The sequence below is a fragment of the Kribbella kalugense genome (genome assembly GCF_004365875.1).
Lineage (GTDB): Bacteria > Actinomycetota > Actinomycetes > Propionibacteriales > Kribbellaceae > Kribbella > Kribbella kalugense.
On record NZ_SODF01000003.1, the window covers coordinates 620,536 to 646,904 of the forward strand.

At 68.1% G+C, this 26,369-nt stretch carries 24 protein-coding genes; 15 read left to right on the forward strand and 9 right to left on the reverse strand.

All coding sequences use genetic code 11. The features are described from left to right. Positions 1-143 precede the first annotated feature (143 nt). From EV650_RS41235 to EV650_RS34300, 5 genes are all read left to right on the forward strand, one after another. Positions 144-1,466, forward strand: a complete 1,323-nt coding sequence (locus tag EV650_RS41235) for a sensor histidine kinase (RefSeq protein WP_134123307.1) — start codon at positions 144-146, stop codon at positions 1,464-1,466. After that, positions 1,432-2,049 (forward strand): response regulator, encoded by a 618-nt coding sequence (locus EV650_RS34285; RefSeq protein ID WP_238174663.1) that lies wholly within the window; start codon positions 1,432-1,434, stop codon positions 2,047-2,049. Before EV650_RS41235 ends, EV650_RS34285 begins: the two co-directional genes overlap by 35 nt. Before the next feature lie 329 nt (positions 2,050-2,378). Beyond that, positions 2,379-4,580 carry an MMPL family transporter gene (locus EV650_RS34290; RefSeq protein ID WP_134123309.1) on the forward strand — a complete coding sequence of 734 codons (2,202 nt, stop codon included), beginning with the start codon at positions 2,379-2,381 and terminating at the stop codon, positions 4,578-4,580. 137 nt (positions 4,581-4,717) lie between these two features. Next, a complete protein-coding gene (gene panD, locus EV650_RS34295) occupies positions 4,718-5,134 on the forward strand; it encodes an aspartate 1-decarboxylase (RefSeq protein ID WP_134123310.1) in 417 nt (138 codons plus the stop codon). A gap of 48 nt (positions 5,135-5,182) precedes the next feature. After that, positions 5,183-6,655 carry an aminopeptidase P family protein gene (locus tag EV650_RS34300; protein ID WP_134123311.1) on the forward strand — a complete coding sequence of 491 codons (1,473 nt, stop codon included), beginning with the start codon at positions 5,183-5,185 and terminating at the stop codon, positions 6,653-6,655. A 46-nt stretch (positions 6,656-6,701) separates the two neighbouring features. Here EV650_RS34300 and EV650_RS34305 read toward each other — a convergent pair whose 3' ends face one another. Then, complete coding sequence (locus EV650_RS34305; protein WP_134123312.1) at positions 6,702-8,636, reverse strand: M13 family metallopeptidase; 1,935 nt, start codon at positions 8,634-8,636, stop codon at positions 6,702-6,704. A gap of 130 nt (positions 8,637-8,766) precedes the next feature. On the opposite strand from EV650_RS34305, the gene EV650_RS34310 reads away from it, so the two are divergent. After that, on the forward strand, positions 8,767-9,774 hold the full coding sequence (locus tag EV650_RS34310; protein WP_202875170.1) for an NHL repeat-containing protein: 1,008 nt from the start codon (positions 8,767-8,769) through the stop codon (positions 9,772-9,774). A 3-nt stretch (positions 9,775-9,777) separates the two neighbouring features. Here EV650_RS34310 and EV650_RS34315 read toward each other — a convergent pair whose 3' ends face one another. Together EV650_RS34315 and EV650_RS34320 are read right to left on the reverse strand one after the other, a co-directional pair. Then, positions 9,778-10,071 (reverse strand): HU family DNA-binding protein, encoded by a 294-nt coding sequence (locus EV650_RS34315; RefSeq protein WP_134123313.1) that lies wholly within the window; start codon positions 10,069-10,071, stop codon positions 9,778-9,780. 83 nt (positions 10,072-10,154) lie between these two features. Then, positions 10,155-10,919 carry a phytanoyl-CoA dioxygenase family protein gene (locus EV650_RS34320; RefSeq protein ID WP_238174664.1) on the reverse strand — a complete coding sequence of 255 codons (765 nt, stop codon included), beginning with the start codon at positions 10,917-10,919 and terminating at the stop codon, positions 10,155-10,157. A 226-nt stretch (positions 10,920-11,145) separates the two neighbouring features. Here EV650_RS34320 and EV650_RS34325 point away from each other — a divergent pair, with 226 nt between their 5' ends. The 4 genes from EV650_RS34325 to EV650_RS34340 all read left to right on the forward strand — a co-directional run bounded on the left by EV650_RS34325 (position 11,146) and on the right by EV650_RS34340 (position 14,885). Beyond that, on the forward strand, positions 11,146-12,168 hold the full coding sequence (locus tag EV650_RS34325; RefSeq protein WP_134123315.1) for an LCP family protein: 1,023 nt from the start codon (positions 11,146-11,148) through the stop codon (positions 12,166-12,168). Then, positions 12,165-12,944, forward strand: a complete 780-nt coding sequence (locus EV650_RS34330) for a YndJ family protein (RefSeq protein ID WP_134123316.1) — start codon at positions 12,165-12,167, stop codon at positions 12,942-12,944. The genes EV650_RS34325 and EV650_RS34330 overlap by 4 nt, the downstream gene beginning before the upstream one ends. Further along, the gene (locus EV650_RS34335; RefSeq protein WP_134123317.1) at positions 12,941-13,504 is read left to right on the forward strand and encodes a DUF1990 domain-containing protein; all 564 of its coding nucleotides are present in this window, start codon (positions 12,941-12,943) and stop codon (positions 13,502-13,504) included. Before EV650_RS34330 ends, EV650_RS34335 begins: the two co-directional genes overlap by 4 nt. 133 nt (positions 13,505-13,637) lie before the next feature. Then, a complete protein-coding gene (locus EV650_RS34340; protein WP_202875179.1) occupies positions 13,638-14,885 on the forward strand; it encodes a GAF domain-containing protein in 1,248 nt (415 codons plus the stop codon). Here the strand turns inward: EV650_RS34340 and dhaK are convergent. Genes dhaK through EV650_RS34360 form a run of 4 tightly spaced genes read right to left on the reverse strand, consistent with a single transcriptional unit; the run spans position 14,872 to position 18,161 of the window. After that, positions 14,872-15,867, reverse strand: a complete 996-nt coding sequence (dhaK, locus tag EV650_RS34345; protein ID WP_134123318.1) for a dihydroxyacetone kinase subunit DhaK — start codon at positions 15,865-15,867, stop codon at positions 14,872-14,874. The genes EV650_RS34340 and dhaK overlap by 14 nt on opposite strands. Further along, positions 15,864-16,526: a dihydroxyacetone kinase subunit DhaL gene (dhaL, locus tag EV650_RS34350; RefSeq protein ID WP_134123319.1), complete on the reverse strand. Its 663-nt coding sequence runs from the start codon at positions 16,524-16,526 to the stop codon at positions 15,864-15,866. Before dhaL ends, dhaK begins: the two co-directional genes overlap by 4 nt. Beyond that, the gene (locus EV650_RS34355) at positions 16,519-17,307 is read right to left on the reverse strand and encodes an HAD-IA family hydrolase (protein WP_134123320.1); all 789 of its coding nucleotides are present in this window, start codon (positions 17,305-17,307) and stop codon (positions 16,519-16,521) included. Before EV650_RS34355 ends, dhaL begins: the two co-directional genes overlap by 8 nt. Next, positions 17,304-18,161: a class II fructose-bisphosphate aldolase gene (locus EV650_RS34360; protein WP_134123321.1), complete on the reverse strand. Its 858-nt coding sequence runs from the start codon at positions 18,159-18,161 to the stop codon at positions 17,304-17,306. The genes EV650_RS34355 and EV650_RS34360 overlap by 4 nt, the downstream gene beginning before the upstream one ends. 74 nt (positions 18,162-18,235) lie before the next feature. Between EV650_RS34360 and EV650_RS34365 the strand changes: the two genes are divergently transcribed. The 4 genes from EV650_RS34365 (at position 18,236) to EV650_RS34380 (ending at position 21,643) form a co-directional block, all read left to right on the forward strand. Further along, the gene (locus tag EV650_RS34365; protein ID WP_134123322.1) at positions 18,236-18,913 is read left to right on the forward strand and encodes a uracil-DNA glycosylase; all 678 of its coding nucleotides are present in this window, start codon (positions 18,236-18,238) and stop codon (positions 18,911-18,913) included. Between the two features lie 86 nt (positions 18,914-18,999). Next, entirely contained in the window at positions 19,000-19,701 is a 702-nt protein-coding gene (locus EV650_RS34370) for a DUF969 domain-containing protein (RefSeq protein WP_134123323.1), read from the forward strand. Next, on the forward strand, positions 19,698-20,669 hold the full coding sequence (locus tag EV650_RS34375; RefSeq protein WP_134123324.1) for a DUF979 domain-containing protein: 972 nt from the start codon (positions 19,698-19,700) through the stop codon (positions 20,667-20,669). Before EV650_RS34370 ends, EV650_RS34375 begins: the two co-directional genes overlap by 4 nt. 8 nt (positions 20,670-20,677) lie before the next feature. Then, on the forward strand, positions 20,678-21,643 hold the full coding sequence (locus EV650_RS34380) for a DUF2891 family protein (RefSeq protein WP_134123325.1): 966 nt from the start codon (positions 20,678-20,680) through the stop codon (positions 21,641-21,643). Here EV650_RS34380 and EV650_RS34385 read toward each other — a convergent pair. Both EV650_RS34385 and EV650_RS34390 read right to left on the reverse strand, forming a co-directional pair. Further along, a complete protein-coding gene (locus tag EV650_RS34385; RefSeq protein ID WP_134123326.1) occupies positions 21,591-23,378 on the reverse strand; it encodes an ABC transporter ATP-binding protein in 1,788 nt (595 codons plus the stop codon). The two genes, EV650_RS34380 and EV650_RS34385, sit on opposite strands and share 53 nt — an antisense overlap. Beyond that, a complete protein-coding gene (locus EV650_RS34390; protein WP_134123327.1) occupies positions 23,375-25,030 on the reverse strand; it encodes an ABC transporter ATP-binding protein in 1,656 nt (551 codons plus the stop codon). Before EV650_RS34390 ends, EV650_RS34385 begins: the two co-directional genes overlap by 4 nt. Positions 25,031-25,175: 145 nt before the next feature. Here EV650_RS34390 and EV650_RS34395 point away from each other — a divergent pair, with 145 nt between their 5' ends. Continuing rightward, on the forward strand, positions 25,176-26,363 hold the full coding sequence (locus tag EV650_RS34395) for an ROK family transcriptional regulator (RefSeq protein ID WP_134123328.1): 1,188 nt from the start codon (positions 25,176-25,178) through the stop codon (positions 26,361-26,363). Positions 26,364-26,369: the final 6 nt, after the last annotated feature.

Genomic DNA, 26,369 nt, shown 5'->3' on the forward strand with positions numbered 1-26,369 from the left:
TCAGCGGGCCGAGCTTTTGGCCGCAGTGGGCGTATACGTACTGTCGAGCTGCAGATCTGTCCACCCGGTACCGCGGTTGCGGTACGGCGGGGTTACTGCCGCTGGACGAGGTGGTCCGACGGGCGGACACGTACTGTGAAGGGATGGAGCGGCTCATCCGGTTCTGCCGTGCCTTCGCGCGGCACCCGTTGGCGCTGGACCTTGCTCTCGCCCACGGGATCCTGCTGATCAACCTGCTGGTGCCGGGTGGGCGGCACGTCGGTGAGCGGATCCAGCTGAACCAAACGGTCGTGGTGCTCGCCGTCGCCGGTGCGGTTGCGATCACCTTCAGGCGGCGTGCGCCCCTGCTGGTGCTGGCGATCACGACCGTGATCGCCACGACGTTCGTGATCACCGAGCAGGGCAAGAGCCCGATCGTCGTCTACATGGGCGTCGCGGCGTACACCGTCGTCCAGTCGAAGGACCGCCCGACACGCTCGATCGCGGTGACCGCCACGGCGCTGCTCAGCTTGATCGCCGAGGTGATATTCGTCGGCGGGGGTGTCCTGGACAACCTCGGTCTGACCTTCTTCGTGCTGTTCTCGGGCGCGATCGGTGAAGCGGTGCGGTACCGGCGCGCGTACCTGCTGGAGCTGGAGGAGCGGGCCGTCCGGGCTGAACAGTCGCGCGACGAGGAGGCCCAGCGGCGGGTGATGGAGGAACGACTGAGGATCGCGCATGAGCTGCATGACGTGATCGCCCACCACATCGCGCTGATGAACGTGCAGTCCGGGGTGGCCGCGCATGTGCTCCGCAGTCAACCGGACGAGGCCGAACGTGCTCTGGCCCTGGTCCGCTCCGGCGGCCGCACGGTGTTGCAGGAGCTGACGGTGCTGCTCGGTGTACTCCGCCGTTCCGGCTCCCCGCTTCCGACCGCTCCGACTCCGTCGCTCCACGAGCTGGACGCCCTCATCCGTTCCTTCAGTGCTGCAGGGGTTTCCGTCGACTACGACCCGCCCGACGCCCTCGGCCCACTCCCGGACGTCATCGAGCTCACCGCCTACCGCATCGTCCAAGAGTCCCTGACCAACGCCCTCAAACACGCCCCAGGCGCCTCAGTCTCCGTCCACATCACCCGAGACCAGGACACCTTGACCGTCGACGTCGTCGACACCGGCCAGCGGCCGGGTCTGGCAGCTCCGGGCTCGCATCCGCCGGGCGCGACGGACCCGGCGGTTCCGGGCTCGGAGCTGCCGGGATCGACCGGACACGGTCTTGTTGGGATGCGGGAGCGAGTTGCCGCCGTACGTGGCGCGTTGTCTGCTGGTCCGCGGGCGGATGGCGGGTTCGCCGTACATGCTGTGTTGCCTTTGGAGACGGGAGTTGTCGGTGACGATCAGGGTGTTGCTGGCGGACGATCAGACGTTGATCCGGAGCGGGTTCCGGGTGCTGGTGAGTTCAGCACCGGATCTGCAGGTCGTCGCTGAAGCCTCGAACGGGCGGGACGCGGTCGAACTCGCGCGGTCCGAACGCGCCGACGTGGTGCTGATGGACATCCGGATGCCGGAGGTGGACGGTCTCGCGGCGACCCGGATGATCACCGCGGACGAGGCGCTGGCCGGGGTGAAGGTGCTGATCCTGACCACGTTCGAGGTGGACGAGTACGTGTTCGACGCAATCCGGGCCGGGGCCAGCGGCTTCCTCGGCAAGAGCGTCGAACCGGCCGAGCTGATCGACGCGATCCGCGTGGTCGCCCGCGGCGACGCCCTGCTGTCCCCAAAGGCAGTCCGCGGCCTGATGAACCGCTTCCTGTCCGAGCCCTCCCCCGGCAACCCAATCGGCCCGTCGGTACTCGACGCACTGACCGATCGCGAACGCGAGATCGTCGGCCTGGTCGCCCTCGGCCTGTCCAACGACGAGATCGCCGAACGCCTGGTCCTCTCGCCGTCGACCGCGAAAACCCACGTCAACCGCGCCATGGTCAAGCTCAACTGCCGCGACCGCGCCCAACTAGTAGTCCTCGCCTACCAAACCGGCCTCGTCCGCCCCGGCCAACCACAACCCCGCTAGCCCGGCACGGCGTACGCGATCTCGGCGCTCCTGCCCGGCGCACCGTAAGCCCGGCCTGGCGGACCGCAACCCACGGTGGTCCGGCTCCGCCTACCGCAACCCTGGCCGTCCAGCCCGGCGTACCGTAACCGCGGTGGTCCGGCCCGGCGTACCGCAACCCCGGCAGTCCGGCAGTCCGGCAGTCCGGCAGTCCGGCCCGTCGTACCGAGACCTCGGTCGGCCTGCTTGCCGTACTGCAACGGCGGTACGTGGTACGGCGGGTGTGGTACGGGGAGGAGCCTGCGGTGGGGAGACGCGGGTGACGGGGGCTGGGCGGAAGCATCGGCTGTATGGCTACGTATCTCTCTCGGCTTGGCCGGTTTGCCTTTCGGCGGCGGCGGCTTGTCGTACTGATCTGGCTCGGGCTGCTTGCCGCCGGGGTCACCGGCGCGGTCACGCTCTCCGGCCCGACTGCCAACGGGTTCTCGATTCCCGGCACCGAGTCGCAGCGGGCCGCGGATCTGCTCAACGAACGCCTCCCGCAGGCCGGCGCCGACGCCGCGACCGCCCGGATCGTCTTCCAGGCGCCCGCCGGCCAGAAGCTCACCGACACCCCACAGCTGCGGCAGACCCTGAACCAGCTCAGCGCCGCACCGCAGGTCACCCGCGTCCTCGACCCGTTCACCGCCAAAGCGATCTCCCCCGACGGCCGCACCGGGTATGCGCAGGTGACGTACGACGTCCCCCCGGCCGACGTGCTGCCCGCGGCCAAGGACGCGGTGGATGCCGCGATCGAACCGGCCAGGGCGTCCGGTCTCACCGTTGAGTACGGCGGGGATGCGCTGCAACCGCAGGACGGACAGCAACTGACCGAAGTGATCGGACTCGGCGTGGCCGCGGTCGTACTGCTGATCACCTTCGGCTCGTTGATCGCGGCCGGACTACCGTTGCTGTCAGCAATCGTCGGCGTCGGCATCGGTGCGACCGTGATCTCGGCGCTCAGCGGATTCATCGACATCGGTTCGGGTACGGCGATCCTCGCGCTGATGATCGGACTCGCGGTCTCGATCGACTATTCGCTGTTCATCATGTCGCGGTACCGGCACGAGCTGAGCGCCGGACTCGACCCCGAGGAGGCAGCCGGACGAGCGGTCGGCACGGCCGGGTCCGCAGTGGTGTTCGCGGGCCTGACCGTGGTGATCGCTCTCGCCGGCCTGTTCGTGGCCGGCATCCCGTTCCTAACCCAGATGGGCCTGGCCGCCGCCTTCACCGTGGTGATCGCGGTCGCCATCGCACTCACCCTCCTCCCAGCCCTGCTCGGCTACGCCGGCCACCGAGTCCGCGCCGGCCACACCACAGGACTCCGTGCCCTGACCCGCCGGCGGGCGGCTGCCCCAGGCCCCTCCGGACGGCCGACTCTTGGTCGGCGGTGGGCGCGATTCGTCACCCGCCGGCCGCTGGCTGTCCTGGTGGTGACGGTCGTTGGGCTTGGTGTGCTGGCGATCCCGGCGACTGACCTCCGGCTCGGACTGCCCGACGACAGCACGGCCGCGCCTGATTCCACCCAGCGCAAGGCGTACGACCTGCTCTCGGAAGGTTTCGGTCCCGGCTTCAACGGCCCACTCCTCGTCGTCGTCGACGCTGGCACCGCGTCCAATCCGCAAGCAGCCGCCACCAGCACCGCCACGGCGATCCGCGGTCTCGCAGACGTCACGATGGTCAGTCCGCCTCGCTTCAATCCCGCAGGAGACACTGCTCTGCTGACAGTGGTCCCGACCAGCGGCCCGAGTACGACGCAGACCCACGACCTGGTGAAGGCGATCCGCACGCTGCCTTCGCCGACTGGGGCTGAGGTCGCCGTGACCGGTGCGACCGCGATCAGCATCGACGTCTCGGACAAGCTCGCTAGCGCACTGGCGCCGTACCTCGGACTGGTCGTCGGACTCGCGTTCCTGCTGCTGATGCTGGTGTTCCGGTCGCTGCTGGTGCCGTTGAAGGCGACGCTCGGGTTCCTGCTCACGGTGGCGGCGACGTTCGGTGCTGTGGTCGCGGTGTTCCAGTGGGGCTGGCTGGCCGGGTTGCTCGGGGTCTCGGGTCAGACCGGCCCGGTGATCAGCATGCTGCCGATCTTCCTGATCGGGGTGGTGTTCGGGCTCGCGATGGACTACCAGATCTTCCTGGTCACGCGGATGCGGGAGGAACACGTCCACGGCGCCGCGCCGCGGACCGCGGTCGTCGACGGGTTCGCGCACAGCGCCCGGGTGGTCACCGCGGCGGCGGTGATCATGACCGCGGTGTTCTCCGGGTTCATCCTGTCCGGGCAGGCGCTGATCCGGGAGATGGGGTTCGGGCTGGCGCTCGCGGTCGCGATCGACGCGTTTGTCGTCCGGATGACCGTCGTACCAGCGGTGATGGCGCTGCTCGGGCGCCGCGCCTGGTACCTCCCGCGCTGGCTGGACCGCCTCCTCCCCACCGTCGACGTCGAAGGCGAGTCCCTCCGCCACCGCCCACCGACCGAGGACCCACGGCAGCCGGAACTGGTCTCCCGCTGACACCGGCTTTCCGGAAATCCCGCTGACCTCGCCTTTCCGGAACATTTCTGTCGCCAGGCGGCAGGAATGTTCCGGAAAGCGGGGGCCGTGATCGCGGCCACTGACAGCGGCAGCCGCGAGACCGGATGATGGCCCGCATGTTGCGGGAGATGATGAAGTCGAAGGTGCACCGGGCGACGGTCACGCAAGCGGATCTGGATTACGTCGGGTCGTGCACGCTGGACGCCGAGCTGATGGCGGCGGCCGATCTGCTGCCGGGCGAGAAGGTGGACATCGTCGACATCACCAACGGCCATCGGCTGTCGACGTACCTGATCGAGGGGCCGCGCGGGTCCGGGGTGGTGGGGATCAACGGGGCCGCGGCGCACCTGATCCACCCTGGTGATCTGGTCATTCTGATCGCCTATGGGATGTTCGACACTGCCGAGGCGAAGGTTTTCGAGCCGAGCGTAGTCTTCGTTGACGAGCACAATGCGATCACCCGCATCGGCTCGGACCCCGCCGAGGCGCTGCCCGATTCCGGCACGCTCCGTGGCGACCAACTGCACCCGTAGACACGACTGGCGCCACCACCGCCGCGCCGAGATGAGGACTGGTCGACGATGACAGACACGACCGAGACCACCACCGAGACCACCGAGACCACCGAGACCGAGGCCCCTGCGCCGAAGACGGCTTCGCACGACAACGAGCCGAGCCCGAAGCTGCGGGCGTTCATGAACTCGGGGTGGGCCGACTCGGAGCGGCACGACGTGACGCTCGCGGATGTCGGTGTGTGGGCGGCGAAGCGGCGGGACGCGTTGTCGCAGGCGTTCCCGGGCGAGCGTCTGGTGATCCCGGCCGGCACCTACAAGGTCCGCTCGAACGACACCGACTACGTCTTCCGGCCGCACACCGACTACGTGTGGCTGACCGGCAGCCAGACCTCCGACGCCGTCCTCGTGCTCGAGCCGAACGGCACCAGCGGCCACGACGCGGTGCTGTACTTCCGCCCACGCGCCGACCGCTCCCAGGGCGAGGAGTTCTGGCGCGACCGGATGTACGGCGAGATGTGGGCCGGCCGGCGTCCGTCCCTGACCGAGACCGCCAAGGAGTTCGGCCTCGAGACCCGGCATGTCGACCAACTCGCCGACGCCCTGAAGGGCGACGTACCGACGCGGGTACGGCGTGGCGAGGACGAGTCGATCGCGTCCCTGCTGAGCGGCGCCCGGATCGAGCAGCTCAAGGACGGCGAGCTGGCGGCGACGCTGTCCGAGCTGCGGCTGGTCAAGGACGCGTACGAGCTCGAGCAGCTGCGGGACGCGGTCGCGATCACGCACCGCGGGTTCTCCGACGTACTCGCGGAGATGGACAAGGTCCGGCAGTACGGCGAACGCTGGATCGAAGGCACCTTCTGGCGCCGGGCCCGCGCCGAGGGGAACGACGTCGGCTACACGTCGATCGCCGCGGCCGGTCCGCATGCGACCACGCTGCACTGGATCGAGAACGACGGTCCGGTGAACGACGGCACGCTGATGCTGCTCGACATGGGTGTGGAGAACCGGCAGCTGTACACCGCCGACATCACCCGGACGCTGCCGGTGAACGGTGAGTTCACGCCGCGCCAGCGGGACCTGTACCAGCTGGTGCTGGACGCGCAGAACGCCGGGATCGAGGCGCTCAAGCCGGGTGCCGGGTTCCGTTCCGGGCACGAGGCGGCGATGCAGGTGATCGTGCGCGGGCTGGACGCGATGGAGCTGCTGCCGGTGCCGGCCGAGGAGGCGCTCGACCCCGAAAGCCGTCTGTACCAGCGCTACACCCTGCACGGCGTCAGCCACATGCTCGGCCTCGACGTCCACGACTGCGCCCAGGCCCGGAACGAGAACTACCGCGGGGGCACCGTCGAGACCGGCTACGTCCTCACCGTCGAGCCCGGCCTGTACTTCCAGGCCGACGACCTGACCGTCCCCGAGGACCTCCGCGGCATCGGCATCCGGATCGAGGACGACATCCTGATCACCGACGACGGCGCCGAGAACCTCTCCGAGGACATGCCCCGCACCGTCGAGGGCCTGCAGAACTGGATGGCCTCCTAGCCCCGCCGGCCGGCCCCGCCACACCAGGCGGGGCCGGCCGTGAGAACTACCAGATGCGGACGCGGTCCTCCGGAGCCAGCCACATGCCGTCGGAGTCCGCAGTGCTGAACGTGGTGTGGAACGCGTCGATGTTCTTCACCACCGCGTTGCAACGGAACTCCGGCGGCGAGTGCGGGTCGATCGTCAGCCGGCGGGCGGCTTCCTCGGGACGGGTCTTGGTCGCCCAGGCGTGCGCCCACGCAGCGAAGAACCGCTCGCTGCCGGACTCATCGGGCTCGGCACCGGCCTGGGACAGTTCGTACGCGACGTAGGCGATCGATAGTCCGCCCAGGTCGCCGATGTTCTCGCCGAGGGTGAGCTTGCCGTTCACGTGCTGGCCGGGCGTCTCGGCCGGCTCGAGGGCGTCGTACTGCGCGACGAGCTTGTCGGTGCGCTGCTCGAAGGCGGCCCGGTCCTCGTCGGTCCACCAGTCGTTCAGGTTGCCGGCGCCGTCGTACCGCGAGCCCTGGTCGTCGAAGCCGTGGCCGATCTCGTGCCCGATCACCGCACCGATCGCGCCGTAGTTGGTCGCGTCGTCGGCCTCCAGGTCGAAGAACGGCGGCTGCAGGATGCCGGCCGGGAAGACGATCTCGTTCATCCGCGGGTTGTAGTACGCGTTGACCGTCTGCGGCGTCATCTTCCACTCGTTGCGGTCGACGGGTTGGCCCAGCTTGGCCAGGTCTCGCGCCGTCTCGACCGCGACCGACCGACGGACGTTGCCGAACAGGTCAACCGGGTCCACGTCGAGGGCCGAGTAGTCCTTCCACTCGTCCGGGTACCCGATCTTCGGCACGAAGGTGCCGAGCTTGTCGAGCGCCCGCTGCCGGGTGTCCGGGCCCATCCAGTCCAGCGCCTCGATCCGCTGCCGGTAGGCGGCGACCAGGTTCTGCACCAGGTCGACCATGCGGGCCTTCGCGGTCGGCGGGAAGTGCTCGGCGACATACAGCTTGCCGAGGGCCTCACCCAGCGACTGCTCGACCGCGCCGACGCCACGCTTCCAGCGCTCGCGCAGCTCGGGCGCACCGGTCAGGGTCTTGCCGTAGAAGGCGAAGTTCTCGTCGACGAACGGCTGGCTCAGCAGTGGCGCCGCAGCGTGCACGATCCGCCAGCTCAGCCACTCCTTCCACCGGTCCAGCTCGACTTCCTGCAACGCGGCCGCGGCGACGGTGAGGAAGTCCGGCTCGCGGACGACGACCTGCTCGAACGCGCTCTCCGGCACACCCGCACCGGTCAGCCAGGTCGCCCAGTCGAAGCCCTGCGTGAGCTTCTCCAGGCCGGCCCGATCGAGCTTGTTGTAGGTCAGCTGCACGTCCCGGTCCTTGACCCGGTCCCAGTGCCCGCCGGCCAGCCTGGTCTCCAGCTCCAGGATCCGGGCGGCAGCGCCGGCCGGATCCGGCAGCCCGGCCAGCTCGAGCAGCTTCGTCACATGCGCGACGTACGCCGTACGCACCTCGGCGAAGGAGTCCTCGCGGTAGTACGACTCGTCGGGCAGGCTGAGGCCGCCCTGGGTCAGGTAGACGACGTTCTCGTCGGACTTCTTCGCGTCGGCGTCGACCCAGTAGTGGAAGACGCCCGGCACACCCTGCAGTTCGAGCTGCCCGAGGACCGAGACCAGGCCGGCCAGGTCGGTGGCGTCCCGGACCAGGGCGAGCTGGTCGGCGATCGGCTCGGCGCCCAGCCGCTCGACCGTCTCGGTGTCCATGAAGCTGGTGTAGAGGTCGGCGATCTTCCGCGGCTCACTGCCCTCGGGGTGGCCGGCCGCGACGGTCTTCTCGACGATCGCGCGGACGTCCTGCTCGGCGGTGTCCCAGAGCGCGTGGAACGCACCGTGGATCGCCTTGTCCGCGGGAATCTCGTGCTCCGCCAGCCACGCACCGTTCACGAACCGGTACAGGTCGTCCTGCGGCCGGACCGGCCTCGAACTGTCGATTCCTGCTGTCATCCCAGACCCCTTTTGTCCCATGTCGAGTTGCTGCCAGCGAACATACCCGGTTCGCTGAGAGCCGGGTTTGAACTATCCACAGGATCTGGACGTTGTCCAGGTAAAGAACACGGATCAGGGAGGACCGCCCATGCCGCACCTCGTCCGTCGGCTCACCACACTGGTCAGCGTGCCGGTCGCACTGCTGGGCCTGGTGAGCGCGTCGGCAGCCACCGCCGCCCCCACGACGACAAGCACACCGATCACCTACCCGACCCGGATCGACCTGCCCAACGGGTTCCAGCCGGAGGGCATCGCGATCTCCGGCGGTACGGCGTACCTCGGCTCGCGCGCCAACGGGGACATCTACGCGGCCGACCTGCGGACCGGCAAGGGCAAGGTGATCAGCAAGGGGCCGGGCACGGGGTCGCTCGGCATGAAGGTGGACCGGTTCGGCCGGCTGTTCGTCGCCGGCGCCGGCGGTGGGAACGGGCGGGTGATCGACACCCGCACCGGCAAGATCCTGGCGAGCTACACGTTCACCACCTCGACAACGACGTTCGTGAACGACGTGATCCTCGGCAAGGACGCGGCCTGGTTCACGGACTCGCTGCAGCAGGCCTTCTACAAGGTCCCATTCGGCCGCAACGGCCGACTCGCCGCGAAGGCCGAGACGATCCCGCTCAGCGGCGACTACCAGCACCTGCCCGGCAACAACGCCAACGGCATCTCGCTCACCCCTGACGGCCGCGCGCTGATCATGGTCCAGTCGTCGACCGGCTTCCTGCTCCGGGTCGACCCGAAGACCGGCGTGGCCCGGCGGATCGACATCGGCAAGGCACTGATGACGAACGGCGACGGCCTGCTCCTGGTCGGCACCACGCTGTACGTCGTCCAGAACCGCTCGAACCAGATCTCGGTCGTCGAGCTGAACGCCGCCGGCACCAGGGGCGACGTGATCGGCGCCATCACCGACCCGGACTTCGACGTACCGACGACGCTCGCGGCCTTCGGGAACCGGTTCTACCTGCCCAACGCCCGCTTCACCACCACGCCGGCGCCGGACACGCAGTACTGGGTCACGGCGGTGCACGCGAAGACGGTCATGCACTCGATGGAAGACAGCGGGTGTGACCCGATCCGGTTCCTCTCGAAGTGAGAGTCAGCCGGCGGTGCGGAGGTTGCCTCGGGCTGCGGCCTTGAGGCGGCTTCCGCACGACAGGCGGACGGAGTACCCGGCGGGGATCGACAGCGGCTCGCCGGTCTGCGGATTGCGGCCGGTCCGCGGGGCACGCAGTACCCGCTCGATGCTGAGCAGGCCGGTCAGCGACACCTTGTCACCGCGCTGCACGGCCTCGGTGACGACATCGCCCAGCGCGTCCAGGACCTTCTCGGCCTGGTTCCGCGGGATGCCCGCCTTGTGCGCCACACCGGCGATCAGTTCGTTCCGGTTCACGGCTCTCCTCCGACTCGGTTCACACTTCCGAGCGGCACCTTAACCGAAATGAATGTCGTTAGCGAGAAGCATCCGGATATCGGTCACAACCCGTCGCGGTCGTGCCAGTGGTTCTGCCAGCGGGCGTCGATGGCGTCGACGGCCCGCTGGTACCGGATGTCCGTCGACAACCGTAGCTCGGTCGACACGTTGTCCAGAGCGGCGTGGACAGTGTGCGCCGTGTGGACAACCACGTCTCCCGCGGCGTAGTCGGTGACCAGCCAGTCAGCGTCGTACTCCGTCGCCAGAGCGGGCAAGTCCGCGGTAATGGACGCCGCAGGTCGCTTCAGTCGACCAGCGGCCTCCTCAGCGAGCACGCGGTGGTGGCTGCCTGCCAGGTAGGCCAGTCCGCCGCGGCTGACCGGACAGTCCCCCAGTGGGATCCACGCGGACAGCACCTGGTCAGTCCCGTCCCGCAGGTACAGCAGGTCGTAGTGCGCCTGCGTCGCCGTACCAATCCCGTTCTCACCTGGCGCCGTCTGCCGGATGATCTTCCGGCGGTGCAGAAACGGCTCACCGCCGAGGAACCACTCGAACCAGCCCTTCAAGGCCGGCTGAGCACAGAAGGCGGCGTACTCCGGTCCCGGCACAATCTCCTCGAACAGCACCTTCCGGTACGACGCTCTGTCGGTCACAGCGCCCGTCAACCCGAAGTAGTACTCGCGGAACGCCCGTACGACCGCAGGGTCCAGCAGCCCGCTCAGGAACAGGTACCCGTCCCGCTGCAGCCTGGACCGCAACCGCGTCCGATCACCACGCTCCTCCTCGGGCACCGGGACCAGTTCGCCCAGCCGTCGTTCATCCAGCACGTATCCGTTAGACGTCAGCACCCCTCCATTCCAGCGGTGTCCGGCGCCGAGCGGAATGGACCCGAATGGCCGTCTCTTGGACTCTTCTGCCTCCGCGTTCCGGCCGTCTGGTTCGCTCTCGGAGCCGATTTCCTCCCTTCGAAGGAGGCGGGATCTACTTTTGGACGTGTAAAACCATTCAGTGGGGTGACGTGCTCAGGGGGCGGGCACCGATACGGTCGTGGCTATGAGTGATACGCAGCCAATCGACCCGCGACGCGCGGACCGGTCACCGCGACGCCCGAAGAAGCGCCGCAACTGGTTCCTCCGGACCGTCGGACTGATCGTCCTGCTGTTCGTTCTGATGCTGATCGCGGTCCCGCTCTACGCCTGGAGCCGGATCGACAAGATCGACGCGATGCCGACCGGCCAACGGCCCGCCGACACGCCAGGTACGACGTACCTGATGGTCGGGTCGGACGCCCGCGAGGACCTCAGCCGGGCCGAGCGCGCCCGGCTGCACACCGGCGGCGACGCCGGGCCGGCCCGGACCGACTCGATCATGCTCATGCACGTGCCCAAGTCCGGGCCGACGGTGCTGATCAGCATCCCGCGCGACAGCGCGGTCAACATCCCGGGCGTCGAGGGCAAGCAGAAGATCAACGCCGCCTTCAACAAGAGCCCGGCGCTGCTGATCCAGACCATCGAGAACGTCACCGGGCTGCGCGTCGACCACTACGTCGAGGTCGGCTTCGGCGGCTTCGCGTCGGTGATCGACAGCATCGGCGGTATCCAGATGTGCTTGCCCAAGGCAATGAGTGACGACAAGGCGCACATCAACCTGCCGGCCGGCTGCCAGAAGCTCGACGGCGTGAACGCGCTCGGGTACGTGCGGTCGCGGCATGCGGACGGCAAGAACGACTTCGGCCGGGTCGAGCGGCAGCGGCAGATGGTCGGCGCGGTCGCGAAGAAGGCCAGCTCGCCGTCGACGTTCCTGAACCCGGTCCGCTACTACAACGTCGCGACCAAGGGTGTGGACGCACTGACCGTCGACAAGGACATGGGCCTGTTCGACTTCGTCGGGTTCGCCCGCGGCATGCGAGCGATCTCCGGCAGCAGCGGCGTCACGCTGACCGTGCCGATCAGCGATGACAACTACAACCTGGGCCATAACCGCGGCGTCGCCGTGAAGTGGGACACCGCCAAGGCAAAGGCCCTCTTCGACGCCATCAAGCAGGACAACACCAGCGGCCTCAAGAGCAGTAGTTGACCGTACTGGTCCACGCGGTGGTGAGCCTGGGGTTGCTCATCGTCGTACCACTCGGCCTCACTCTGCTCCCGACGCGAACCACCAGCACTCGCTGGTGGTTCGCGTTCGCCGTTCCCGGCGCAGTTGCTCTCTGGCTGCCCCGCGGCGCGGTATCGATCACCCTGGCGTCGATCTACCTCGCCGGCACACTCGTCCTCATCACGCTGGCCGCCCGCCACTTTCTGCAGCACAGGACACTTGGCGCGCGTCAGGTCGCGCTGTACACCGCGCTGGCGACTCCGTCGATCGCAGCGCTCGCCCTGGTCGCCGAACGGTCGTCGTACGAGCTGTTCGGGTTCAACCTGACGGTGCTGTCGCTGACAGTCGCCCACTTTCACTTCGCCGGCTTCGCGGCCGCGCTGATGGCGTACTTGTCTGCAGACGGTCTGGCAGCTGTGAGTGTTCCGCTGGGCACACTGCTCGTGTTGCTCGGGTTCTTCCTCGGTGATCCAGTGGAACTCGCAGGTGCCGTCGTACTGACCGCAGGAATGTGGTTGGTCGGCTGGAACCTCTGGCGCCGCTCGCAGCGCACTGACCGGACCACAGCGATCCTGCTGGTCGTGTCGGCTTCGGTGCTTGTGGTGACGATGCTGCTAGCAGTCAGCTGGGCCTTAGGGCACGTGGTGGATACGCCGTATCTACCGTTGGAGTGGATGGTTGCCACGCACGGTGTGGCCAATGCGGTTGGGTTTGCGTTGTGTGGCGTACTGGCGATGCGGCGGGAAGGTGTCGGATGAAGCTGGCGGACCTGGCGGACCTGCGGTTCAACTATGACGTTGTGGGGTCGACGCGATACGACGGGACGCCGGAGGGATATCACCGGCTGGAGCACCGTGAGCGAATCGGCACCGGCGACGAGGTGTTTCAGCGGGCCGGTGAAGCGTTGTTCCAGTGGCGCATGCAGCGGACGGCCGGCCTGCCGGTGACGGCGACCGATACGCCCCCGCGGGTTGGCACCAACTCGCTGGCCCGGCTTGGGCCTGGACTGTTGGTGGGGAGGCTGCGGACGCTGGTGCCTATCGCCAACCTCGGGCTCCCGGTCCCCTGCCGGGTTGTCTGGATCGTCGACGAGGCGGACCGGATCGGCTTCGCATACGGCACGCTCCAGGGCCATCCCGAGTCCGGCGAGGAGTCCTTCGTCGTCACCCGGGACCCGGACGGCATCTACTTCACCATCCGCGCGTACAGCCGCGCAGCCTCCTGGTACACCCGCCTGGCCGGCCCAGCCACCCGGATGGCCCAGTCGTACGCCGCCCGTCGCTACGCAGCAGCACTCCGCCATCTGTCCGCGGCATGACAAGGCCCCGCAAGCTCATACCGTTGCGGGGCCGCAGCCTTTGTACCAGGCGTTTGAATCCCACCAGGTGAGCAACACGCCAACACCAGAAGACGCTCTGGACTTTCTGGGGTTTCGGCAGTTCCCTGGAGGCGTGGATCCGGTGGACCGGTGGTTGCGCCGCCGGCACGAGGAGTTTCTCGAGGGTGACGCGCAGCAGCGCGTCCGTGGACTCGTCGCGGCCTCGTGGACCCGGTCGATCGCAGCCGGGCTCCAGTCCGACACGGCTGCCCCGTTCGCGTTCCAGGACGGCGAACTGGCGTCGTACCGGGCCGAACACCCACTCGCCGCAGTCTTCCCGATGCTGTACGACGTACTCGGCCGGGCGGCTGTGGACAGTGACTGCGTGATGGCCGTCGGCGACAGCGACGGCAGACTGCTCTGGGTGTGCGGCCGTCCCGACGTACTGCGGGCCGCGGACGGCATCCACTTCGCCGAGGGTGCCTGGTGGGCGGAGCGACACGTCGGCACCAATGCGCTCGGTACGTCGCTCGAGCTCGACACCGCGATCCAGATCCGGTCCGCCGAACACTTCACCGTCCTGGTGCAACCCTGGTCCTGCGCGGCCGCGCCCATCTACGACCCAGCAACGCAACGGATCCTGGGCGTCGTCGACATCACCGGCACCGCCGACGCCGCCACGCCACAGTCACTCGCGATGGTCCGCGCCGCGGCCCGGATGGCCGAGGCAGAGCTCGGCCGCCTGATGGTTCTGCGCACAGTCCAAGGCGACGCGGGCCAGCGCATCCAGATCCAGGCGCTCGGCCGACCGGACGCCGAAGTACGCATCGACGGCCACGAGTTCCGCCTGAGCCGCAGGCACAGCGACATCGTCGCCCTGCTCGCCGAGCACCCCGAGGGCCTCAGCTCTGAGGAGCTCTCCGACGGCCTGTACGGCGAAGCCGACCACCGCTCGTCGCTCCGCGGCGAAGTCACCCGGCTGCGTGCACTACTAGGCGCAGACATCGTCGAGTCCCGCCCGTACCGGCTCCGCCACGACATCACCGCGGACTGGTTGGAGACCGCCGACGACCTCGACGGCCACCGCCTCTCCTCAGCACTCCGCCGGTACGTCGGTCCGCTACTGCCCCAATCCGACGCACCGGGCGTGGTCGCGGCCCGGAACCGGCTGGAGAACCGCATCCGGGCCGCAGTACTGCAGACCCACGATGTCGACCTGGTGGTCGCATGGACCCGCTCGTACGCCGGTGTGAACGACCTGGGCGCCTGGGAGCACCAACTCGCCCTGCTGTCGCCCACCTCGCCACTGTGGCCGGCCGCGCAGGCAGAGGTACGCCGCCTGCGCACCGACTACGGCCTCAGCACGTTCAGAACACCCTGACGGCGATCTCCGCCGGTGCGGCCAGCAGACGCTCGATCTCGTCGTCCAGCTTCACCAGCGTGACCGACGCACCGGCCATGTCCAGCGACGTGCAGTACTCGCCGACGTAGTTGCGCCGGATGTTGATCCCGCGGTCGGTCAGCACCTGGTGTGCCCGGCCGTAGAGCAGGTACAGCTCGCTGATCGGCGTACCGCCCAGGCCGTTGATCATCAGCGCCACGTTGTCGCCCGACTCGTACGGCAGGTCCGAGCGGACCGCCCCGAGCACCTGGTCGATGATCTCGTCCGCCGACGCGAGCTTCTCCCGGCTGCGGCCTGGTTCGCCGTGGATGCCGACACCCATCTCCATCTCGTCGGCGCCCAGCTCGAACAGCGGCGAACCCTTGGCCGGCGGCGTGCAGGCGGTCAGCGCCATGCCCATCGTCCGCGTGACCGAGTTGACCTTCTCCCCGATCCGGACCAGCTCGTCGAGGTCCGCGCCCTGCTCGGACGCCGCACCGACAGCCTTCATCACAAAGAAGTTGCCGGCCACGCCGCGCCGCCCGACGGTGTACGTCGAGTCCTTGACCGCCACGTCGTCGTCGATGATCAGCGTCTTCACGTTCAGCCCGTCCGCCGCGCTGAGCTCCTGCGACATGTCGAACGCCATCCGGTCGCCGGTGTAGTTGTTCACCAGCAGCAGCACGCCCTTCTCGGACGCGAGCAGCTTGGTGGTCTCGTACACGTAGTCCATCGGCGGCGCCGCGAACACGTCACCAGGACAGGCCGCGTCGAGCATCCCCTTGCCGACCGTCATCACGTGCGCCGGCTCATGTCCGGAGCCGGAGCCCTGGATGACCGAGACCTTGTCGTCGCGCGGTGCGTCGGTTCGCATGATCAGGTTGTACTCCGGGACGTACTTCAGCGTCTCGGGATTGGCCAGCGCGATGCCGCGCAGCATCTCCGGCACGTAATTCTTGGGATCGTTGACGAACTTCTTCATTCCGATGCCCTCCCCTTTTCAGCAATTAAGAGCTGCCAGCTTGCTGCTATTTGCTCCATCAGTACGGCGACAGCGGTGGCTCCCGCATCGACCGAGCCCCTGCTGCGTTCGCCTGTGTAGGCGGCCCGACCGCGCCGCGCGACCATGTCGATCGTGGCGTCGGCGGCCGATCGCGCGGCGACCGCGGCCCGTGCGGCGACCTCGGCGCTGCTCAGCCCTTCGGCGACCGCCGCCTCGATCGCGTCGGTCATCGGGACCAGCGCGTCAAGCAGCGTCTTGTCTCCCAGCTCGGCGCTGCCGCGGGCCATGATCCCGGCGATCGCGGACCGCAGCATCGCCACGACCGTGGGTCCGTCCAACGAGGTCGTCGTACCGGCGGTCATCCCCGCGCGGAGGAAGCCGGTGCCCCAGATCGGGCCGGACGTGCCGCCGATCCGGGAGGTCACCAGCATCCCGACCCGCTTCAGGAACGTGCCGATATCGGTCCGGTCCAGCTCGCCGTACTGCGCCTTGAGCTTCTCGAAGCCGCGGGCCAGCGAGTACCCGAAGTCGCCGTCGCCGACCACCGAGTCCAGGTCGCCGAAGTACTTCTCGTTGGCGAGGCAGGTGTCGACGATCGTGGTCAGGACGAGGTCGACCTCGCTCCAGCTGTCACTCATGTCCGCCCTCCTTATGGCCGGTCAGGCGAGCGAACTCGTCGAGGGTGAGCGCGCCGACCGGGCTGATGTTCCAGGGATCCGCGAGTACCTCGAGCTGCTCGCCGTCGGGGTCACCGAGGCTGGAGACGACGAGCGCGGCCCCGGTGAAGTCCTCGTCGCGCGTATAGCCGGACACAGTCACGACCGTCGCCAGTCCGGCTCCGGTCGCGGCCTGCAAGCCGTTGCTCGAGTCCTCGATGACGAGGGTGTGATCCGGGACCAGCGCGAGTTGATGCAAGGCCAACTCGTAGACCGCAGGGTCCGGCTTCTTCCGCGGTACGACGTCACCCGCGAAGATCGGGATCCGGGCCGCCAACTCCGCGCCGACCGCACCGACTAGCACAGCGCGGACCGATGCGATCGCCGACGTGGACGCGACGGCGACCGTCCAGCCGGATCGCAGGGCTTCGGTGATGATCCGCCGTACGCCGGGACGCGGCGGAACCACCCCGGCTGCGATCAGATCGGTGAACGCCTTTGTCTTGTACTTGTGCCAGCTCGCGATCACGTCAGCACGCTCATCCGCCGACGGCGAGCCCGCCGCCTTGAACACCTCGGGGTCGTCAAGCACGGTGGCCAGGCGTTCCTTGCCGCCACCGATCTTCAGCAGTCGCCCGTACTCCTCGACCGACCAGCGGACCGGGAGCCCGAAGTGGTCGAAGGTCGCGTTGAAGGCCGGCAGATGACCGTCGCGTTCGGTGTCGCCGAGTACGCCGTCGCAGTCGAAGATCAATGCGTTCATGCGTGCCCACCGCTGCCGAAGATCTCGATGTGCTCGGCGGCCATCGCCTTGACCGCGGCGTGGATGTGGCGGAAGAGCGACGGCGGGTCCCACTTGTTCGCAGCGCGGGCCTGCTCGAGGTGCTCCAGCGACGAGGTCATGTAGGCGACCTTCAACGCGGTGGAGATGTTGACCTTCGCGCAGCCGCGGCCGATCAGGTCCTGGAACTGCTCACGAGACAGACCGGAGCCACCGTGCAGAGCCATCGGGATGCCGGTCGCGGTGACCAGATCGGTGATGCGCTGGTAGTCGAGCTCCGGCGCGGAATGGTAGATGCCGTGGGCGTTGCCGATCGCCGGCGCGAACACGTCCACACCGGTCGTCTCGACGAACGTGGTCGCGATGTCGAGCGACTGCCGTTGCGATGCGGTGTCCGATCCGACCCCGTCCTCGACTCCGGTGATGCCTTCGATCTCGCCTTCGACATGAGCGCCGTACTTCCGCGCCTCGGCGACCACCTCGACCGTCTGCCGCTGGTTCTCCTCGACCGGAAGGGACGACGCGTCGAACAGCACCGAGTTCCAGCCAGCCTCGAGACAAGAGCTGATCACGGCGCGATCCGGACAGTGGTCGAGATGCAAAGCCACCGGGACCGGCGCGGGCGTGACCACCGCGTCGAACATCGCCTTGAGTACGTCGCGACCGATCGCCTTCACCGTCTTCACCGAGGTCTGCACGATCAACGGCGACCGCAACTCCACCGCGGCATCCACCACCGCCTGCAAACTCAGCTCGTCCACCACGTTGATCGCCGGCACCCCGTACCCCTTGGCCAGCGCCTCGTCCACCAGGCCCTTCAACCCCGCAACACCCATCACAACCCCTCTCCACCCACTGCCAATCTCCCTCGCCGGACGCTGCACGAGTGCTGCATGCGAGACTGTGGCGGGTGAGTCCAAAGACGTTGTCGGATCTGGTCGCGCCGGACTGGGCGGAGGCATTGGGTCCGGTCGAGGAAACCGTCGCGCGGATGGGTGAGTTCCTCCGCGGCGAGATCTCCGCCGGACGCGCCTACCTGCCGGCCGGCGAGAACGTACTGCGAGCCTTCCACCGACCGCTGGCCGAAGTGAAGGTGCTGGTCGTCGGCCAGGATCCGTACCCGACGCCCGGACACCCGGTGGGGCTCAGTTTCTCGGTGGCTCCCGACGTACGGCCGATCCCGCGGAGTCTGGCGAACATCTACCGCGAGCTGATGGCGGACGTCGGCGTACCGGCGCCGTCGAACGGTGATCTGACGCCGTGGGCCGACCAAGGCGTGCTGATGCTGAACAGAGTGCTGACCGTGCAGCCGGGCAAGTCCGGCGCGCACCGCGGCAAGGGCTGGGAGAGCGTCACCGAGCAGGCCATCCACGCGCTGGTCGACCGCGGCGGGCCGCTCGTCGCGATCCTCTGGGGCCGCGACGCCCAGACCCTCAAGCCGATGCTCGGCAGTACGCCGTACGTCGAAAGCGCACACCCGAGCCCGATGTCCGCGGACCGTGGCTTCTTCGGCTCCCGCCCGTTCAGCCGCGTCAACGCGATGCTCGCCGACCAAGGCGCGGCCCCAGTCGACTGGCGCCTGCCCTAGTAGTTTGTTCGAATGATCCATTGCAGGATCGTTCAACAATCTTCTATGGTGACCAGAATCGCCTCGTTCCGTCCCCGGGAGGAACCATGTGGGTTCTGCTCGCCATCGCGGTGGTCGTCGTCGGGTTCGCCCTGCGGATCAACTCGATGCTGGTGGTCACCGCGGCCGGGATTGTCGCCGGCCTGATCGGCGGCCTGTCTCCGGTCAAGATCCTGAATGCTTTCGGCGACGGTTTCGCCGGCAGCCGCTCCGTCACCGTCTTCATCGTCACGCTGCCCGTGATCGGGCTGATCGAGCGCTACGGCCTGCAGCATCAGGCCCGCAAGCTGATCAGCAAGCTCAAGGTGCTCACCACCGGCCGCCTGCTGGCCATCTACCTGCTGATCCGCCAGGGCACCGCGGCCCTCGGCCTGACCAGCATCGGCGGTCCCGCGCAGGCGGTCCGCCCGCTGATCCACCCGATGGCCGCCGGCGCCGCGGAACGCCGCTACGGCAAACTCCCGGAGAAGGTCCAGGAGAAGATCAAGGGCTTCGCGGCCAGCGCCGACACCGTCGGGCTGTTCTTCGGCGAGGACATCTTCGTCGCGATCGGCTCGATCCTGCTGATCACCGGCTTCGTCGACACGACGTACGGCCTGCACCTGGAGGCGATCGACATCGCGCTCTGGGCGATCCCGACCGGTATCTGCGCGCTGCTCATCCACGGCACCCGATTGCTCTTGCTCGATCGCCAGCTGGACAAGCTCGCCAGGGAAGCGAAGGACGCCGAGAAGGAGGCGGCCCGATGATCAAGGTCGAGTGGTTCTACTGGCTGTGCGGGATCTTCTTCGTGCTGATCGCCCTGCAGGTGCTGAACGATCGCAGCAACCCGAAGCGGATCGGCAGCGCCGCGTTCTGGGGCATCCTCGGACTGTCGTTCGGCTACGGCACCTTCGTGGTGCACAAGCAGGCGCCGTCGTGGCTGCTCGGCATCGCGGTGATCGGCCTGGCGGTGCTCGCCGGCTCGGGCTTCCCGGGCAAGGGCGAGGAGCGTACGACGACACCGGCTGAGCGCGTGCACTTCGCCGACCGGTTCGGGAACAAGCTGTTCCTGCCGGCGCTGGTGATCCCGGTGGTCGCGGCGATCTTCGGGGCCTGGCTGGCCAAGGTGAAACTCGGCGGTGGCAAGCCGCTGCTGGAGTCCGGGTCGGCGACGATCATCGGCCTCGGCGTCGCGTCGATCCTCGCGCTGATCCTTGGCATGGTGTTGCTGAAGCCGAAGTCTCCCGCCGTACCGCTTCATGAGGGCCGGCGGCTGCTCGAGCACATCGGCTGGACGGCGATCCTGCCGCAGATGCTGGCCACGCTCGGCCTGCTGTTCAACGCGTCCGGCGTCGGCAAGGCAGTCGGGCGAGTCACCGACCATATGATCCCGAAGGGCTCGCTGATCGCCGCTGTCGCGCTGTACTGCATCGGCATGGCGATCTTCACGATCATCATGGGCAACGCGTTCGCCGCGTTCCCGGTGATGACGGCCGCGGTCGGCTGGCCGCTGCTGGTGCAGCAGTTCCACGGCACCCCAGCGGTCGTGTTCGCGGTCGGAATGCTGGCCGGCTTCTGCGGCACCCTGTGTACGCCGATGGCCGCGAACTTCAACCTGGTCCCGGCCGCGCTGCTGCAGATGAAGGATCAGTACGGCCCGATCAAGGCCCAGATCCCGACCGCGATTCCCTTGCTGGGCTGCAACATCGTCGTCATGTACCTCTTCGCTTTCTAAGGAGTCCCATGAAGTACGCCGCCGCCTGGGCCGACATTGCTTGCACGGTGCTCGAAACGCCGTACCCGTACGGCGCCGCGCACGCGTCGAGCGGTCCCGACGACGTCGACGTGACCCCGGATCGTCTGCACCCCGCCTTCCACGGGTCCTACGACTGGCACTCCAGCGCACACATGCAGTGGTCCCTGGTCCGGTTGCTGACGCTGGCGCCGGACCAGGTCGGCCGACGGCCGATCGACGTACTCGACAAGCGCCTCACGCCGGAGGCGATCGCGACCGAGGCCGCGTACCTGCGGGCCAGGTCGTCGTACGAGCGTCCGTACGGCTGGGCCTGGGCGGCGATGCTGGTGGCTGCGGGTCGACAGACCCAGTGGGCGGATGTTCTCACTCCACTGGGCGAGGTCATCGCGGACCTAGTACTCGCGTGGCTGCCTCGCCAGGCGTATCCGGTGCGGCACGGCGTACACCTCAACTCTGCCTTCGCGCTCGCTCTCTTGCATGAGGCGTACGGCGACCTGCAGCGGCAGGATGTGGTCGATGCGATCCGTGCGCGGGCGTTGGAGTGGTTCGGCGAAGACACGGCGTACGACACTCGCTTCGAGCCGTCGGGGACTGACTTCCTGTCGCCGGCGTTGTCCGAGGCGGAGCTGATGCGACGAGTGCTTCCGGACGAGGAGTTCGCGACCTGGTTGGCTGCCTTCCTGCCTGGTCTCGGGACGGACGCTCACCTGCATCTGCTCGACGTACCGATCACTGACAACTCTGGTGATGGTCAGCTGGCGCACCTGTCCGGGCTGGCGCTGTCACGCGCGTGGCAGCTTCGGACCATCGCACCTGCTCTGCCTGACGTGGCCGACGTACTGAAGGCTGGTGCGGATCGTCAGGTTGAGGCAGTGCTGCCGACTGTCACCGACGGGGACTTCATGTCGACGCACTGGCTGGTGTCGTTCGCCCTCCTGGCCGATCAGGCGTAGACGTACCGGTCCAGCTCCGCCAGAGCTGCGCGTACCGCCCGCCGTCGGCCAGCAGTTCCTGATGCGTTCCTGACTCGACTACTCGTCCATGCTCGAGTACGACGATCCGGTCCGCCTGCTCTGCCTGGGTGAGCCGGTGCGCGACGATCAGCGTGGTCCGGCCGGCGGTCGCTGCCACACTCGCCCGCTCCAGCTCACGCGCTCCCGCACTACCGGCTTCCGCAGTCGCTTCGTCCAGTACGGCGATCGGCGGGTCAGCAAGCACCAAACGAGCAAAGGCGACCTGCTGAGCCTGCGCACTGGTCAATTGGTGACCGCTCTCGCCCACGACGGTCTCCACGCCATCCGGTAGCGCACGTACCCACGCGAGTGCACCAACTCGCTCCAGCGCGCTCTCCACGTCCGCATCGGTAGCGTCCGCGCGTGCCAGTCGTACGTCGTCCACCAGCGGCCCAGAGAACACGTGCACCTCCTGACTGAGCAGAGCGACCTGCGCCCGAGTCCGGTCCTCACCGAGCTCACGCAACTCCACACCGCCCAGCTTCACCGTGCCGGCGGTAGGTACCAGCACCCCGGCCGCAATCGCAGCCAGCGTGGTCTTTCCGGCACCGCTCGCACCGACCAACGCGACACGTTCCCCAGGCTCTAACCGCAGCGCTACCTCGTCCAACACCAGCGGACCGTCGTACGCATGCCCGACCCCAGTCAGCTCCAGCGACGCGTCACCAGGCGCCGGACCCGGCGGCGGCTCGGGAACCGCCTCAATCTCCAGTACGCCGGCCAACCGGGCAAGGCCCGCCGCCGCAGTCTGGATCTGGTCGAACTCCATCAGTACGACATTGATCGGATTGAACAACCGGTGGAAGTACAGCGCGGCCGCGGTCACCGCACCGACGCTGACCAGGTCGTCCCGAGCCAGGAAGAACCCGGCCACCAGGATCGCGGTCAGCCCGGTGAACTCGGCGTGGTTTATCCGCATCGAGAAGAAGCTGAACAGCTTGAAGACGTGGATCGAGATGTCCCGCGCGGTCCCGGAGGTCGCGCCGATCGTCTCGAGCTGCCGGTCCTCCAACCGGTAAGCACGCACGGTCGCGCTGCCACGCAGTGAGGCGATGATCGCTTCAGACCGATCGCCCATCGCGACGCGCTCCTGGCGGTAGAACGGCGCCGATCGGCGCAGGTACCACCGCAGCGCCAGCAGGTACATCGGCAAGGCGAGCAGACCGGCCAGACCAAGCCGCCAGTCCAGCACGAAGATGCCGCCCACGGTGAGGACGATGGTCAGCGCCGCGCCTAGTACTGCCGGTCCGACTTCAGTCAGCGCCGAGGCGACCGCAGCAACGTCGTCACCTACGCGGGAGAGCAGATCGCCCGTTCGCACCTTGTCCAGCACCGGTGCGGGCAGTTGCAGCACGCGATCCAGCACCTGTTCCCGGATCCGCGCCAGCACCGTCTCGCCGACCCGCGCAACCAGAGTCACTCCGAGGGACGTCAGCACTCCAGCCACGATCGCCGCAGCACCGATCAGTACGACGACCTTGACGATCGAGGACTGGTCGGCCTTATCGGCGACATCGTCCACCAGCACACCGAGCGCCCACGGCGCGACCAGACCGGCCGCACTCGCACCGGTGATCACCACTGCGGCGATCACCGACAACCCTGGCAGCCTCCGGATCTCTCGCCACAGAACGGCCCAGGTCTCACGTGACCCAGCCACAGGAAGCAGGTTCATCGGAGCACCGCCTCCTGGTAGACGGAGTCTGAGGCCGCCAGCTCCGAGTGGAGGCCTTCGGCAACCACTGCTCCATCGGCGATCACGACCACCCGATCCATCTTGCCGAGCAACGCCGGACTGCTGGTCAACACCAACGTGCTCAAGCCGGCACGTTCCTCGGCCAGCCCCTCCGCCAGCAATTCCTCGGTCACCGCGTCCACCGCCGTGCTCGGGTCGTGCAGCACCAGCACCGGCGGCTCAGCCAGCAGCGCACGCGCCAGGCCGAGCCGCTGACGCTGCCCACCGGACAACGACTGCCCCCGGTCGGCCAACGGGCGGTCCAGCTCGTCGATGAGGTCAGCGGCGCCTGCTGCAGTCATCACCCGCTCCAGCGAAGGCGAGTCCACCAGTAGGTTGCTCCGAAGCGTGCCCTCGAACAGATCGGTCTCGTGGCGCTCCAGCAGGACAGTCCGTCGTACGACGTCGATGTCGAGCTCCTCGATCGGCGTACCACCAACGCGCAGTACGCCGGTGTGCTCGGGCGCCCGACCGGACACGACACTCAGCAGCGCATCCGCGTCCCGCGGGTCGTAGCACAGCACGCCGACCGACTCGCCTGGCGTAAGCACGAGATCCACTGCGGACAAGGACTTGTAGGACACCTGATCCAGCTCGAGCAGCGGCTTCGACGGGTCCACCGTCGTACCAGAGCCGCTGGTGATGAGTGGCGGCGATGACAGCACTGAAGCCAGTCGGCCGGCCGACGCGCGAGCCATGGCAAGGATCTGGCTGGCATACCCGAGCGTGCCGACCGGCTCGGCCACGAACTGGGCCAGCCCGACCACGGTGATCAGCTGACCGATCGTGATCCGTCCGTTGAGTGCGAACCACCCGGACACTCCAGCGACCGCAGCCAGCAGCAGACCGCTCAGTGCGGTCGTCACGCCGTCCTGCAGCCCGTTGGTCGACGCCGCCCGCAGCGTGGCCCGCAACGTGGCCTGACTGGACCGCCGGTACCGCGCGGCCGCATTGTGCTGCGCCCCGATCCCCCGCAACGTCCGCAGACCACCAACGAGGTCAGTAGCCAAAGCGGTGGTCTGAGCGACCGCCTCCTGCTGGCTCGACGTACGACGCGTCAACAGCGGAGACAACGCCTGAATCCCCAGCACCAGCAGCGGTACGCCGATCAGCACCCCGAGCCCAAGTGGTACGTCGACCAGCAGCAACGACACCGACGACACAATCAACGCCGTAGCCGCGGCGCACCCGATCGAGACGGCACGCATCACAAGCGCAGCCTTCTCCGCATCGGAGGTCGCGATCGACAGCAGTTCACCCGACCGCAGCCCGGTGCGGTGACCACGTGGGTCCAGCACACGCTGGGCGATCTCCAGCCGGAGCAGGTGGGTCTCGTACTCGATCGCCCAGACGACCTGCCTCGCACCGGTCTTCCAGGCGTTCGAGAGTACGGCGAACAGCACGACCATCATCAGCACGCACCACAGCAGCGGCTCGAACCGGCCCGTCGCCACCGCGCGGTCCACGAAGATGCCGATCGCGACCGGCACCGCCGCCTCGGTCGCCTGGTGCAGCGACAACACCAGCACCCCGGCGATCATCCGGCCCCGATGCCGCCGGATCGCGCGCCTCAACAACTCACCAGTCGACATAGTTAGGTAACCCTAACTCACCTCCGGCGATTGACACTCGCCGAAGTCCGCCGTACGGTCTCGCGTTAATAGTAAACTTTCCTAACAGTCTGCGTGGTCAGCGCGGCGCGTACCCGCGGGCGGCGGAGGGAGGCAGGGTTGGCCTATGGCAACAACTCCCGGAACGCCGCGCCTGCTGCGCGCGATGAACGACCGCGCCGCCCTGGACCTGCTGCTCAGCCAGGGGCCGCTCTCCCGCACCACGCTGGGCAACCTGACCGGGCTGTCCAAGCCGACCGCGTCCCAGCTGCTCGCGCGCCTCGAGGCCGCTCATCTGGTCCGCCCGAGCGGCACCACCGCGGGCCGTCCGGGCCCGAACGCGCAGCTGTACGAGATCAACGGCAGCATCGCGTACGTCGCCGGCCTGGACGTGACGCCGACCCGGATCCGCGCCGCCATCGCGGACCTGACCGGCAAGGTCGTCGGCCACTACGAGCTGGCCACGCCGGGACGCAGCGCCAAGGGAACTGTCGGCCGGGTGGTCAAGGCGATCGAGGGTGCGGCCGGCGAGGCGGGCATGAGCCGGGAGCGCCTGCATCGCGTCGCCATCGGTACGCCGGGTGGTTTCGACCCGACCACCGGCCGGCTGCGGTACGCGACCCACCTGCCCGGCTGGCACGCCCCGCACCTACTCGAGGAGCTGGCCGCGGCTGTCGCCGTACCGCTGGAGGTCGAGAACGACGTCAACCTGGCCGCGATCGCCGAGCAGCAGATCGGCCACGCCCAGGACCACGACAACTTCGTGCTGCTTTGGGGCGAGGAAGGCATCGGCGCCGCGATCGTGATCAACGGCCGCCTGCACCGTGGAGCGACCGGCGGCGCGGGCGAGGTCGCGTTCCTGCCGCTCCCCGGTACGCCGCTGGTCCGCAACGTCGGCCGGAACAACGCCGGCGGCTTCCAGGAGCTCGCCGGTGGCGAACCTGTCCTTGAGTTGGCCCGCGAGCACGGTCTGAAAGCCCGTACGCCGGAAGCCGCGATCGCGGTCGCTCTGCAGACCGAGGGTGCCGGTGACGCCGTACTCACGGAGTTCGCGCACCGACTGGCCGTCGGTCTGGCCGCGATCGTCGCGGTCGTCGACCCGGAGCTGATCGTGCTGGCCGGTGGCGTCATCACAGCGGGCGGCGATCGCCTACGCGGACTGATCCAGGACGAGCTCGCCGATCTCGCCGTACCGCGTCCGCAGCTGTTGATGACCGCGATCAGCACTGACCCAGTCCTGTCCGGAGCACTGCAGTCGGCGCTCAGCACCACCCGCGACGAAGTCTTCGACACCGCAGGTCCACCGATCCCCTAGGAGTCA